This is a genomic window from Stenotrophomonas sp. SI-NJAU-1 (assembly GCF_020883215.1).
GTDB classification, from domain to species: Bacteria; Pseudomonadota; Gammaproteobacteria; order Xanthomonadales; family Xanthomonadaceae; genus Stenotrophomonas; species Stenotrophomonas indicatrix.
Genome location: NZ_CP086598.1, coordinates 3,080,987 through 3,094,808 on the forward strand (window position 1 = coordinate 3,080,987; position 13,822 = coordinate 3,094,808).

7 protein-coding genes and 1 pseudogene are annotated in these 13,822 nt (G+C 64.6%); 6 read left to right on the forward strand and 2 right to left on the reverse strand.

What is annotated here, in order from left to right:
• Window positions 1–248 precede the first annotated feature (248 nt).
• The 4 genes and pseudogenes from LMF57_RS14185 to LMF57_RS14200 form a co-directional block, all read left to right on the forward strand.
• Complete coding sequence (locus LMF57_RS14185) at window positions 249–3,236, forward strand: TonB-dependent receptor (protein ID WP_208081793.1); 2,988 nt, start codon at window positions 249–251, stop codon at window positions 3,234–3,236.
• Between the two features lie 188 nt (window positions 3,237–3,424).
• Complete coding sequence (locus LMF57_RS14190) at window positions 3,425–5,530, forward strand: M13-type metalloendopeptidase (protein WP_140226377.1); 2,106 nt, start codon at window positions 3,425–3,427, stop codon at window positions 5,528–5,530.
• Window positions 5,531–5,826: 296 nt separating this feature from the next.
• Window positions 5,827–7,833, forward strand: a complete 2,007-nt coding sequence (locus tag LMF57_RS14195) for a M13 family metallopeptidase (RefSeq protein ID WP_229290072.1) — start codon at window positions 5,827–5,829, stop codon at window positions 7,831–7,833.
• A 111-nt stretch (window positions 7,834–7,944) separates the two neighbouring features.
• Window positions 7,945–8,087 (forward strand): annotated as a pseudogene (locus LMF57_RS14200) (IS3 family transposase); the annotation flags it as partial.
• 951 nt (window positions 8,088–9,038) lie between these two features.
• On the opposite strand, the gene LMF57_RS14205 reads toward LMF57_RS14200, so the two are convergent.
• Window positions 9,039–10,739 (reverse strand): SDR family oxidoreductase, encoded by a 1,701-nt coding sequence (locus LMF57_RS14205; RefSeq protein ID WP_229290073.1) that lies wholly within the window; start codon window positions 10,737–10,739, stop codon window positions 9,039–9,041.
• A gap of 125 nt (window positions 10,740–10,864) precedes the next feature.
• Between LMF57_RS14205 and LMF57_RS14210 the strand changes: the two genes are divergently transcribed.
• Both LMF57_RS14210 and LMF57_RS14215 read left to right on the forward strand, forming a co-directional pair.
• The gene (locus LMF57_RS14210) at window positions 10,865–11,347 is read left to right on the forward strand and encodes a VOC family protein (protein ID WP_229290074.1); all 483 of its coding nucleotides are present in this window, start codon (window positions 10,865–10,867) and stop codon (window positions 11,345–11,347) included.
• Window positions 11,344–12,930 (forward strand): NAD(P)/FAD-dependent oxidoreductase, encoded by a 1,587-nt coding sequence (locus LMF57_RS14215; RefSeq protein ID WP_117310954.1) that lies wholly within the window; start codon window positions 11,344–11,346, stop codon window positions 12,928–12,930. The genes LMF57_RS14210 and LMF57_RS14215 overlap by 4 nt, the downstream gene beginning before the upstream one ends.
• 144 nt (window positions 12,931–13,074) lie before the next feature.
• Here the strand turns inward: LMF57_RS14215 and LMF57_RS14220 are convergent, their stop codons facing one another.
• On the reverse strand, window positions 13,075–13,749 hold the full coding sequence (locus LMF57_RS14220) for a rhomboid family intramembrane serine protease (RefSeq protein ID WP_025876091.1): 675 nt from the start codon (window positions 13,747–13,749) through the stop codon (window positions 13,075–13,077).
• Window positions 13,750–13,822 lie beyond the last annotated feature (73 nt).

Below are 13,822 nucleotides of genomic sequence, written 5' to 3' on the forward strand. Positions count from 1 at the left end.
TGCGACTTAACGACCCATTCATATATGGCTGGCACCGGCAGATTCCGCACATCACAAATGAGACTAAGCATCTGTATTTGTTGCAATTTCATGTGAGCGATTGACATTCCTGGTGACAAAGCGTGACGAAACCATGCATTTCCCGTTAAGAGCGTGTTAGGTTCGATCAAGGTCAGGACAAATCATGAACATGACCGTAACAGCCGTAGGGATGCGGCCCATCTTCATCCACTAGGGGGATTCACCACATGACGCACCACCGCACGCCCGGTCGCCACCCGTTGACCAACGCCCTGCTCGCCGGCCTGATGATGGCTGCCGCAGCCCCGGCCCTGGCCCAGGAAGCCAGCTCCGGCAACAACCCGATCGACCTGGACCGCGTCAGCGTGACCGGCTCGCGCATCGCGCGCACCGGCTTCGTGACCCCCTCCCCGGTCACTGCCATCACCGCCGAAGAAATCCGCGCCACCGGCGCGAACAACATCGGCGACCTGATGACCCGCCTGCCGGCGCTGACCCCGACCTATACCCTGGGCAACTCGACTCGCTTCATCGGCACCGCCGGCGTAGGACTGATGGACCTGCGCGGCATGGGCACCTCGCGTACCCTGGTGCTGGTCAACGGCCGCCGCCACGTCGGCGCGACCTCCGGCTCGACCTCGGTCGACGTGAACACCATTCCGGTGGAATGGATCGAGCGCGTCGAAGTGATCACCGGTGGCGCATCGGCCGTGTACGGTGCCGACGCCGTAGCCGGCGTGGTCAACTTCATCATGAAGAAGTCCTTCGATGGCGCGGAAATCCGCGGCCAGACCGGCATGGCCGATGAAGGCGGCTTCAACCGTTCGTTCGTCAGCATGTCGGCCGGTACCGACTTCGCCGGTGGCCGCGGCAACGCTGCCGTCGCCTTGGAGTACAGCAAGCAGGACCGATTCGTGCGTACCGACCGTTCCATCGGTCGCCAGTACCTGGTGTCGGTGCCGAACCCGAACTATGACTCGTCCAAGCCGCCGAGCGAAAGCAACCCGCAGACCGTGCTGAGCGGCCCGGGTGGCAACCACTCGATCTCCTATGGCGGCACGTTCACCCTGGGCACCTTCAGCGCGACCAACCCGGCCACGTGGGGCAACCGCTACCAGTTCAACCCGGACGGCACCTTCCGCAAGCAGCGCTACGACGGCATTGTCGTCAGCAACAGCAGCTGCACCAACTGCGACTTCGCCGACCTCAATGCCGTGGCCGATCTGCAGCCGGAGTTTGATCGCAAGAGCGTCAACACGATCATCAACTTCGACCTGACCGACAACCACCGCATCTACTTCGAAGGCAAGTACACCGAAACCGAATCGGACTTCCTGGCCCAGCCGTCGTTCGATACCACCCTTCGCATCCAGCGCGACAACGCTTTTGTGACGCCGGAACTTCGTGCGCTGATGCTTGCCAACGGCGCCTCGACGATCACGCTGAACCGCTTCAACGTCGATGCCGGCCAGCGTGGTGAACACGTCGAGCGCAACACCCAGCGCTTCGTGCTCGGCCTGGAAGGCAACCTGACCGACAACTGGACCTACGACGTATACGGCAACTGGGGCCAGAGCGAAGTCAAGCGCTGGAACCTCAACAACCGCATCAACGAGCGCTGGCAGGCTGGCCTGGATGCAGTGATCGACCCCGCCACCGGCCAGGTCACCTGCCGCACCACGCTGAACCCCAACGCCATCAATCCGCACACCGGCCGCGTCTATTCGGCCTTCGGCCGCGACGGATGTGTGCCGTTCAGCGTGCTGGGCAATGGCCAGGTCACCCAGGCCGCTCGCGACTGGATGAACGTTGAGTCGTACAACTTCTCCCGCATCCAGCAGAGCGTGTTCAGCGCCTCGGTCGCCAACGGATCACTGTTCAGCCTGCCGGCCGGTGACGTGGGCGTGGCCGGTGGCGTGGAGTACCGCCGCGAGAAGAGCCGCGAAATCACCGATCCGCTGGCCGCACAGGGCCTGACCTTCCTGAACGCCATTCCAAACCGTGCCGGCAAGTACGACGTGCGCGAAGCGTTCGTGGAGACCACCGTACCGCTGCTGGCCGACATCCCGGGCATTTACAACCTGACCATGGATGCTGCCGGCCGCTGGTCGGACTACAGCAGCATCGGCAAGACCACCACCTGGAAGGTGGGCCTGGACTGGACCATCATTCCGACCCTGCGCGCCCGCGGCACCCTGTCGCAGGCAGTGCGCGCACCGAGCATCGGTGAGCTGTACAACCCGCAGAGCGAGAACTTCGCCACCGTCGCCGATCCCTGCAACTACCTGGTGACCAACAGCAACCGTCCGTCCACCGCCAAGGATCCGGCGCTGCGCCAGGCCAACTGCTCGGCGCTGGGCATTCCAGTGGGCTGGGTTGACACCTACACCGCCAGCCGCCCCGGCGTGAGCGGCGGCAACCCGGACCTGAAGCCCGAGCGTGCTCGCAGCTTCACCTACGGCCTGGTGTGGCAGCCTGAGTTCCTGGAAGGTTTCGGCATGTCGATCGACTACTGGAACATCAACCTGAAGGACGCCATCGGTGCGGTGAACGCGCAGACCAATGCCACCCGCTGCGTTGATTCGCCGGGGGGCGTGGGCAATGCGTTCTGTGGCCAGATCGTCCGCGCGCCGGTCGGTGGCTTCACCGACGCCCAGGGCCGGGCCTTCCCCGAGTACTCGATCACTCGCTGGACCGCGCTGAACGAGAACCTGGCCCGCTCGCGCCGCATCGGTGTCGACCTGGAAATGGACTACCGCTTCAAACTGGCTGGTGGCGATACCGTGGTGCGTTTCGTCGGCACCCGTCTGCTGCAGTCCCGCGAATGGGCCTTCCAGGACTTCCCGGATGAATACACCGAGTACGTCACCTACGTGACCGATCCGCGCTGGCGTGCCCAGTTGCAGACCAAGTACTCGCTGGGCCAGTGGCGCGCTTCGTGGGATATGACCTACGTTGACGGAAACCTGCGGGTGACCCCGGACAGCTACAACAGCAACCCAGGTTCGCAGAGTCCGATCCGCAACGGTTCCTACGTCTACAACAACTTCCAGTTCGGCTACCGCTTCCCGGGCGACAAGATCGACGTCTATCTGGGCATCGACAACGCCTTCGACAAGGATCCCCCGGTGAACTACTTCGGCTCCGATGTCGGCTCGGCCATGTACGACAACATCGGTCGCTACTTCTATATGGGCGCCTCGTACAAGTTCTGATCCATCAGAACAGCAGTACCCCGACAGACCCGGCTTTTGCCGGGTCTGTCTTTTCCGGTGCCGGCAAGGCCCCCTTGCGCCACGGCATGACCTTCGACACCCTTGCAGTGTGGGCCGGCGGCGTATCGTTCGGCCCACGGCCGTTCCCCCGGCCCTTCCCTGACTCACTCGGCCTGGAGGCCATTCAAGTGACCCGTACTCCCAAGATCGTGCTGCTGACCCTGGCCGTTTCGGCCGCGCTGGTCGGCTGCGGCAAGAACGAAACCCCGGCAAAGGATGCCACCGCCTCCACGCCGGCCGCGGCCGACGCCGCCACCACCTATAAGCTCGACGAGAGCAAGCTGCCGGCCTACAACGCGTTCCAGGCCAGCGATCTGGACAGCAACCTCGACGCCTGCACCGCCTTCGGCGACTACGTCAACGGCAAGTGGCTGGCTGCCAACGAGATTCCGGGCGACCGCACCAGCTGGGGCGCCTTCACCATCCTCGACGAGCGTTCGGTGGCCGTGCAGCACCAGCTGGCCGAGCAGGTCGCACAGGTGAAGAACCCGGCCGGCATCGAGAAGATCGTCGGCGACCTGTGGGCCACCGGCATGGACGAAGCCAAGGTCAACGCCCAGGGCATCGAGCCGCTGAAGGCCGACCTGGCCGCGATCGACGGCCTGCAGGACAAGGCCGCCATCGCCAACTACCTGCGCACCAGCGCCGCCAAGGGCGAGAACGTGCTGTTCGGCTTCGGCGCCGAAGCCGACTTCAAGAACTCGGCCGTGAACATGGCCTACGCCAGCCAGGGCGGCCTGGGCCTGCCGGACAAGACCTTCTACACCGATGCGTCCAAGGCCGACAAGCTGAAGGCCTACCAGGCCCACGTCGCCAAGGTGCTGGAGCTGTCCGGCGTGGCCGCTGCCGATGCCGCAAAGCAGGCTGAAGAAGTCGTCAAGTTCGAGACCCGCCTGGCCAAGGCGTCCAAGTCCAGCGTCGAACTGTCGCGTGATGTCTCGCTGTACTACCACCCGGTCAGCCTGGCCGAGGCCGATGCGCTGACCCCGAACTTCAGCTGGACCGAGTTCTTCAAGTCGCAGAACGTGGCCGCGCCGGAGAAGTTCTCGCTGGCCATCCCGGCCTTCCACCAGGAAGTGAGCAAGGCGCTGGGCGATACCGATCCGTCGGTGTGGCGCGCCTACCTGCGCTTCCACACCGTGGACGGCGCCTCGCCGTACCTGGCTGATGCGTTCGTGCAGGAAAACTACGAGTTCTACGGCAAGACCCTCAATGGCCAGAAGGAACAGAAGCCGCGCTGGAAGCGCGTGCTGGGCACCATCGAGAGCGATGCCGGCGAAGCCTTCGGCCAGCTGTACGTGAAGGTCGCCTTCTCGCCGGAAGCCAAGGCGAAGATGGAAGAGCTGGTGAAGAACCTGGCCGCTTCGCTGAAGGAACGCATCCAGGGCCTGTCCTGGATGAGCGAAGAGACCAAGGCCAAGGCCATCGCCAAGTGGGAAACCTTCACTCCGAAGATCGGTTACCCGGACAAGTGGCGTGACTGGTCGGGCCTGCAGACCAACCGTGACAGCTACCTGGGCAACGTGCGCGCGGCCACCGCGTTCAACTACCAGTACAACCTGGCCAAGATCGGCAAGCCGGTGGACAAGACCGAGTGGGGCATGACCCCGCAGACGGTCAACGCCTACTACAACCCGCTGCAGAACGAGATCGTGTTCCCGGCCGCCATCCTGCAGCCGCCGTTCTTCGACCCGAAGGCCGACGACGCGCTGAACTACGGCGGTATCGGTGCGGTCATCGGCCACGAAATGACCCACGGTTACGACGACCAGGGCAGCCGCTTCGGGCCGACCGGCAACTTCGAGAACTGGTGGACCGAAGCCGATTCGAAGAATTTCGCTGGCCTGACCGGCAAGCTGGTCAAGCAGTTCGACCAGTACAAGGTCGACGGCCAGGCCGTGAACGGCCATCTGACCCTGGGCGAGAACATCGCCGACCTGGGTGGCCTGGCCACCGCCTACGACGCATTGCAGAAGGCGTCGGCCGGCAAGGAAGACGCGAAGATCGATGGCTTCACCCGCGATCAGCGCTTCTTCTTCAACTGGGCCACCGTGTGGCGCACCAAGTACACCCCGGAGAACGCCAAGGTCCGCCTGGCAACCGACCCGCACGCGCCGGCGCAGTTCCGCGCCATCGGTGCGCCGTCGAACCTGCCGACCTTCACCGCGGCCTTCCAGTGCAAGCCGGGTACGCCGATGTCGCGCACCGGCGACTCGCAGGTGGTGATCTGGTAAGCCACGGCTGAGGCCACGGCTTGCCTGCAGAGGCCCGGGATTTCCCGGGCCTTTGTTTTTCAGCGCTTGGCCGCAGCCACGCATGGCGTGGCTCTATGTCCAAGCCGCTGGTAGAGGCCGACCTTGGTCGGCGCATGGCAAAAAGGAGCCGCCATGAGGCGTGCATCCCGTGCCCATGCCACCCACCCGGTAGCGCCGGGCCATGCCCGGCGGATGCACCATGAGGCGTGCATCCCGTGCCCATGCGCGGCTTGCTATAGTTCGCCCGCCCTCAATCCATCACGGATTCGTTCTACATGCCCAACTTCCGTCCGCTTGCCATCGCCCTGGGCATCAGCCTGGCGACCCTGGTTCCGACCCACGATGCGTTCGCCGCCAAGAAGAAGGCCGCACGCGCCCCGGCCGTCAGTGCGCAGTGCAGCGATTTCTACGACGCCACCAACGCAGGCTGGCTGAAGGCCAACCCGGTGCCGCAGGCCGGCGCCGCCACCGCACTGGGCCAGCTGGTCGACCGCAGCCGGCAGCAACAGCGTGAACTGCTGGACGCCTCGATGAAGGCGCCGCAGGGCAACGTGCAGAAGCTGCTGGGCGACTTCTGGGCCAGCGGCCTGGACGAAGCGGCCGTGGAAGCCGACGGCTCCAACCCGATCGCACCGCTGCTGACCCGTATCAACGCGATCAAGAAGGCCAAGGATGTCCCGGCCTCGATCGCCGCGCTGCACCAGGTCGGCATCCCGGTGGCCTTCAACTTCGGTCCGGACGTGGACCTGAAGGCGCTGGACCGCCACATCGGTTACTTCATGCAGGGCGGCATGGGCCTGCCTGATCCGGCCTTCTATACCCGCACCGATGCCGACACCGTCGCGTTGATGGGCCGCTACCGCAACTACGTCAAGCAGATCCTCGCGCTGACCGGCACCCCGGCGGCCAAGCTGGACGCCGAGTCGCAGGCGGTGATCGCGCTGGAAACCGAACTGGCGCGCAACGCGCAGTCGCTGGCGGGCATCAACAACCCGTTCAACAACTACGCGCCGATCTCCACCAAGGACCTCAACAGCCGCTACCGCAACCTGCAGCTGGACGCGTTCCTGAAGGCGCAGGGCGTCAACGATGACCTGGTGTCGCTGGCCGACCCGGCGCTGTTCAAGCAGCTCGACGGCATGGTCACCAAGCTCAAGCCGGACCAGTGGAAGGCCTACCTGCGCTGGCGCGTGGGCGACTCGATGGCGCCGTACCTGTCCAAGGCGTACCGCGACGCGGAGTTCGAGTTCCGTGGCCGCGTGCTGCGTGGTGAAACCCTGCCGTCGCCGCGCTGGGAAAGCGTGCTGGACGCGATCAACGTGGCCGCTGGCCCGATGGTCGGCCGCGAATACGCAGCCCGTTACCTGTCCGCCGAAGACCGCCGCCAGGCGGCCTGGATCGTCGACAAGGTGCGTGAAGTGCAGATCGAAGCGGTCAAGAACAACAGCTGGATGAGCGCCGAGGCCAAGACCGAAGCACAGGCCAAGCTGGCCGCGCTGAAGATCGAGATCGGCACCCCGCTGCGCGACCTGGACTACAGCGTGCAGCCGATGGGCCGTGGCTCGTTCGGCGGCAACATGCTGATCGCGTCCACCTGGCGCCACCGCGAGGAAATGAAGCGCATCGGCAAGGGCAACGCCGACCGCCGCTGGGACGTGCTGCCGCAGCAGCCGTCGCTGGCCTATGACCTGGCGCAGAACCGGCTGATCGTCACTGCGGCGATCCTGCAGGGCCCGGTGTTCAACGCCAAGGCCGACGCCGCGGACAAGTTCGGCAGCTTCGGCGGCCTGGTCGGCCACGAGCTGACCCGCGCGATCGACGCCAAGGGTGCGCTGGTCGATGCCAAGGGCGAACTGCGCAGCTGGTGGACCCCGGCCGACAAGACCGCCTGGACGCTGCTCGGCACCCGTGTCGCCACCCAGTACGGCGCCTACGAGTTCCCCGGCGTGAAGGGAGCCAAGGTCAACGGCACGCTGACCCAGGAAGAGAACCTGGCCGACATCGCCGGTCTGGAATTGGCCTGGGCTGCGTATACCGCGCAGGAGCCGAAGGCCAAGCCGGCACAGCAGCAGGGCTTCTTCCGCGCCTGGGCTGCGCTGTGGCCGCAGCAGCTGTCGCCGAACGAGGCCGCGCGCCGCCTGACCGCCGACATCCGCGCACCGGGCCGCTGGCGCACCAACGGCCCGCTGTCGAACCTGCCGGCGTTCGGCGCCAGCTTCAGCTGCAAGCCGGGCCAGCCGATGCAGCGCACCGACGGCGAGCAGATCAAGGTCTGGCGCTGAGGGCGATTCGATAGCGGTAGGGAAAAGGGCGCCTTCGTGGCGCCCTTTCTTTCTGCGGTGACCCGTCCTGAATCGGCTTGACACCTTTTCCCTCTGGAAAAGGAAAATTCAATGAAATCAACAATCAGGTGCAGCCAGCGGGATTTCTCGTTGGCCTTCAAGTTATCAGTGGTCGAACTGGTCGAGCGCGGAGAACTGACCTACAAAAAGCAGAGGATCGCTATGGAATCCAAGAGCGAAGTAAAGCACTTTCCTAGCTTCGCCGGCATGCCCGGCAAGATGGGTCAGCTGGGGCATCGTTCCCTCCCATAGCGCTATCCGCAAATCCGATGGCAGGTCAAACCACGGGTTTCACAGACTGCTTAGACGCGCCTTCACCTAGACGTGAAACGCCGAAAACATTCTCGCGCACAGCCGATCTTTGCGCAGACTGACGCCATCCGCCGATCGCACAGTCGCCGCAAACGGCCTATAGGCAACCAGATGACTAGTCTTCCAGACATCTCTTGACCGAGCGCCTACCCGGCTCCGGCTGAAGACATCCGCAGGATGTTAAAGAACACATGCGCCTCGCTGCCTGCTCAACGGATGGCGCACTTCCTACATATGGAGATGTATCGATGAAAGCTCTAAGAGCCTGCTTGGTTGGTCTAGCACTCGTCGTGGTCAGTACTAATGCCAGTGCCGCCCGTTACAAGGCCTATAACCGCATCTACTTTGACGCAAATGGAACACCGATAGGTCAGACCGCCACATACTGCAATGGCGTGCATTGGAAAGGCGGGGAAACTGGTGGTCGTATCGTTCTTCTAATAGAAACAGGCTGTGGCTTTCGCGAGCACTGCCCTATAGACGGTGATACCTGCGGTCTTTCGTATGACGACTCAATCTCTGTAACACTGGGCGGAAACCCAGCGTTCACTAGGACAGAGGCATGCCAGATTGTCGACGAGCTCCCTTGCATTTCAGCTGCGCCAGACATCCTGTTTACTTACGGATGGACTCCTGTCCAGAGCAGATAATCCGCCGAGCATTCGCGTCTTAGCCAAGAAAACCCTCTGTACAACTCAGATTCCAGATAATCACGCTCTTGCTTACGAATCGACATATCAGTGCGGAAGCGTGCCTCTAGCGATGAGTTGACTACCGGGCGAATGGTCAAGAAGCTGAATGCCCTCGTTTCCTAGGTTTAGCATCTACAACACTTATTTCACTCTCAGAATCGGAATGAGGCCCGAATTCGCATCGTGCATGACCGGCTCCAGCGTCCCCCGGTAATGCACGATGCGCCCCACCACCGGCGCACCGATCTCCACGTCGAACACGAATCGCCCGTCGACTTCATACTCGAAGCTGTTGTCCCCCGGCATCAGCGCGCGCGGCAACGGCAGGCCCAGGATCGACCAGCGTCGCGGCACCAGTTGCAGCCGCCCGTTGTCGACCAGAAGTGCCAACGCTACCGATACCGCACCGAAGCGTTCGACCAGCAGCGCTTCGTTGCGCCCCTGCCCCTGCGTCTGCAACGAAGAGAAACGACGGCCGGCAAAGGTCCGCGTCCAGCGCTCCCCCCCCGCCTCTGCGGTGAACTCCACGCTGACCGGCACTGCCTCGCCCGCTGCCGGAAAACCGAACACGTTCCCCAGCAACCGCGACAACAACCCACCACCGCGTTCGACCGATGCCGTCCCGCTCCAGCGCTTGGCGGCAGACGGTGCATGCAACGCCTGCACGCTGGCCGGCAGCTGCGCGTACGCGCTGCCCAGCAGGCGCTGGTACAGGCTGGCACCGGGCATGTCGCGGCGGAAACCGGTATGGATCGTGCGCCCGTCGAACAGCCGGTCGTAGTCGGACAGTTCCAGCGCATGCGTGGCCGGGCGTGCACCCGGTGACGGCCGATCACCGGCCAGCTGCTTGCGGATCACCGCTTCGATCGCCATCGACGGAATGTACGGGCCGTCATCGGCCTCGGCCAGCAGGTGCCAGCTCTGTTCCACACGCGCACCATCGCGGGTGCCCACGGCGCGCACGATCATGCCGCCGCGATGCTCGCCGAACTTCATCAGGTTCAACGCGGTATAGAACAACCGCGAGCATGGCTCCAGCGATGGCAGTTTCAGGTGCAGGCGCGCCTTGGCCAGCAGATTGAGTACGCGATGCAGGATCTCCGGTACCGGGCCAGCGCCCATCCAGATGTCGGTCATCGTTGGATGTTCGGGTGGCAACACCTGCAGATCCGGCACATCCACCAGCGAGAAATGCAGGTTGCGCAGCGGCAGCCGCCCCGGCACCGCGACGGTGAAGCGGCGACTCTCGGCCAGGCCGATGCCGTGCCCATCGCGACCGCTGCGGCGCAGCTTCACCGGCGAACCGGCATAGCCGACCACCGCACGCATCACGTTCAGGCCGATGCCGGCATAGGGCGATGGCGCGATGCCGCCTTCCACGCTGACGATGTCCATGTGCGTGGCCATCTCGCGCAGCACTGCCGCGGTCAATACCGGGAAACTGCTGACGCCGGACAGTGCGTAGATGCCAGCCGCCCTGGCCTGCGCGTCGTACTGCGAAACGCCGAATACGAAGTCTGCCGCGTCGGCGAAGTCAAGATAATCAATGCCGGCGGCGATGCAGGCTTCGATCGCGCCGTAGCGGTGTTCGCCGTAGTCCTGGAAAGGACCGGAGGCATCCACCACCAGGTCCGGTCGCTCGGCCTGCAGGGCCGTGGCCAGGCGTTGCCGGTCGACCTGCAGGGGACGCAGCGTCGATTGCCCCACATAGCTTGCGCAGAACGCCTGTGCCGCCGTCAGGTTACGGCCACCGATCAGCAGTTCCAGCATCGGCAGGTCGGTCAGCAAGCGGACCAGACGTCCCCCGAACACCCCATATCCACCCAGAATCAGGATCTTCACGCATCATCCCTGTCGTGTCGTCTGGCCATGGTAGCGCGGTGTCGGCAGCTCCCGCAGTGCAGCACGATCCGGCGTTAACACCGCCCATGCTATCGCTGCGCCTTCGTCCACTGCGGAGCCCCGCCATGGCTCACAAGAACACGATCTGCGTCTGGTATGACAACGGCGCGCTCGAGGCCGCCACGTTCTACGCAAAGACCTTTCCCGACAGCGAAGTAACCGCCGTGCATCACGCGCCCGGCGACTTCCCCGACGGCAAACAGGGGGATGTCCTCACCGTCGAATTCACGGTCTGCGGCATTCCCTGCGTCGGCCTCAATGGCGGCCCGACCTTCAAGCACAGCGAAGCGTTCTCGTTCCAGATTTCCACCGAGGACCAGGCCGAAACCGATCGCCTGTGGAATGCCATCGTCGGCAACGGTGGCCAGGAAAGCCAATGCGGCTGGTGCAAGGATCGCTGGAGCGTGTCCTGGCAGATCAGCCCGCGCATGCTGATCGACGCGGTGACCAGCAAGGACAAGGCCCTGGCCAAGCGCGCCTTCAACGCGATGATGCCGATGAAAAAGATCGACATCGCCACCATCGAAGCGGCGATCCGCAACGCATGACGACGTTGGACACGATCATCGTTGGCGGCGGCCACAACGGGCTGGTGTGCGCGGCGTATCTGGCGCGCGCGGGGCAACGGGTGCTGGTGCTGGAGCGTCGCGGCATCCTTGGCGGTGCAGCTGTCACCGAGGAGTTCCACCCGGGCTTCCGCAACTCGGTGGCCTCGTACACGGTGTCGCTGCTGCAGCCGAAGGTGATCGAGGAGCTGCAGCTGCATGCGCACGGGCTGCGCATCGTCGCGCGGCCAGCCAACAACTTCCTGCCATTGCCTGATGGCCGCTACCTGCTGTCCGCACCTGGCCGCTCCCAGGCCGAGGTGGCGAAGTTCTCCGAACGTGATGCGCAGGCGCTGCCCGCCTATGAAGCGCGCCTGGAAGTATTTGCCGATGTGCTGCGCGACTGGGCGCTGCGTCCGCCGCCCGACCTCGGGGTGATGGCCGGCTGGCGTGCGTTGCCGGCGTTGTGGCAGATGGGCCGGTTGGGACGGGAGCTGGCCGCACTCGACCCTGCACTGCGCCAGGAACTGCTGGACCTGTTCACGCTGTCGGCCGCCGAGTACCTGGATCGCTGGTTCGAAAGCGAGCCGATCAAGGCCCTGTTTGGTTTCGATGGCATTGTCGGCAACTACGCCAGCCCGTACACGCCAGGCAGCGCGTACGTACTGCTGCATCACGTGTTCGGCCAGTGCAACGGGGTCAAGGGCGCGTGGGGCCACGCCATCGGTGGCATGGGCGCGATCAGCCAGGCCATCGCCGCGTCCGCGCGTGCGGCCGGCGCCGAGCTGCGCGTCGATGCCGGCGTGCAGCGCCTGCTGGTTGAGGACGGGCGCGTGGTCGGCGTCGCGCTGTCCGGCGGCGAGAGCCTGCGCGCACGTGCCGTGGTGGCCAACGTCAACCCGAAGCTGCTGTACGAACAACTGCTGCAGCCCGCCCAGGTTCCCGTCACCACCCGTGAGCGCATGGCGAACTGGCGCTGCGGCTCGGGCACATTCCGGATGAACGTGGCGCTGTCGCGGCTGCCGGATTTCCGTGCCCTGCCGGGCCCCGGCGATCACCTCAGTGCCGGCATCATCATGGCGCCCAGCCTGGATTACATGGACCGTGCCTGGCTGGACGCACGTCGCGAGGGCTGGTCGCGCGAGCCGATCGTGGAGATGCTGATTCCGAGCACGCTGGATGATTCGCTGGCGCCACCCGGGCAGCATGTAGCCAGCCTGTTCTGCCAGCACGTGGCGCCGGAGCTGCCCGATGGCCGTCACTGGGATGATCATCGCGATACCGTCGCCGACCTGATGATCGCTACCGTCGATCACTTCGCCCCCGGCTTCGCCGACAGCGTGCTTGGTCGACAGGCACTGTCACCCTTGGATCTGGAGCGGACGTTCGGGCTGATCGGTGGCGACATCTTCCACGGTGCGCTCAGCGCCAACCAGCTGTTCTCGGCGCGGCCGATGGTCGGCCAGGCCGGCTATCGCGGCGCCCTGCCCGGCCTGTACCTGTGCGGTGCGGGTACCCATCCCGGCGGTGGCGTGACCGGCGCGCCCGGGCACAACGCGGCACAGGTGGTGCTGGCCGATGCATGAAATGCGTGCCAACCAAGGTTGGCATCTACCGGCGTCAAGGTGTGCCAACCAAGGTTGGCATCTACCGGCGTCAAGGTGTGCCAACCAAGGTTGGCATCTACCGGCATCATGGCGTGCCAACCAAGGTTGGCACCCACCTGCGCCTCACTTCACGCTGCGCAGATGGTTCGGGCGCTTTGGCGGGCCGGGCGGACGACGCTTGTTGAACGGCGGTTGGCCACGCCAGTAGCGGATCAGCAGCCAGCCGAACAGCATGCCGCCCAGGTGCGCGAAATGGGCCACGCCCGGCTGCCAGCCGGTCATGCCCAGCACCAGCTCGCCCACGCCGAACAGGATCACGAACGTACGCGCCTTCATCGGAATCGGCGGGAACAGCAGCATCACCCGCTGGTTGGGGAACAGCATGCCGTAGGCCAGCAGCAGGCCGAACACACCACCGGACGCGCCCAGCACCGTGGCCGGATTGTCGAGCATCGTACCGACCAGCAACTGGCACAGGCCGGCGCCGACCACGCACACCAGGTAGTAGGTCAGGAAGCGCTTCTCACCCCAGGTCTGTTCCAGCGGCGCGCCGAACATGAAGACGGCCAGCATGTTGAAGAACAGATGGAAGAAACTGCCATGCAGGAAGCCGTAGGTCAGCAGCTGCCAGGGCTGGAAATTGCCGCCTGGCGAGAACGCATCGAACCCCTGCTGCAGCGGCTGCAGCATGAACGGCTCGAAGGTCTGCATGCCGAGCAGGAACGGCTGCTGCAGCAGGAACAGGATCGCGTTGGCGATCAACAGGGCCTTGGTGACGGTTGGCAGTCGCGGGAACATGGGGACACCGGCATGGAACGGCCTCCATCATAGCCGCAGCACCGGCCCTTTTTGACCAGAGCGGACGGTCGCC

Excerpts from the sequence above, each read along its gene's own strand:
- LMF57_RS14185 (WP_208081793.1), top strand. The coding sequence starts at position 249 with ATGACGCACCACCGCACGCCCGGTCGCCACCCGTTGACCAACGCCCTG.
- LMF57_RS14195 (WP_229290072.1), top strand. The coding sequence starts at position 5,827 with ATGCCCAACTTCCGTCCGCTTGCCATCGCCCTGGGCATCAGCCTGGCG.
- LMF57_RS14210 (WP_229290074.1), top strand. The coding sequence starts at position 10,865 with ATGGCTCACAAGAACACGATCTGCGTCTGGTATGACAACGGCGCGCTC.
- LMF57_RS14215 (WP_117310954.1), top strand. The coding sequence starts at position 11,344 with ATGACGACGTTGGACACGATCATCGTTGGCGGCGGCCACAACGGGCTG.
- LMF57_RS14220 (WP_025876091.1), bottom strand. The coding sequence starts at position 13,749 with ATGTTCCCGCGACTGCCAACCGTCACCAAGGCCCTGTTGATCGCCAAC.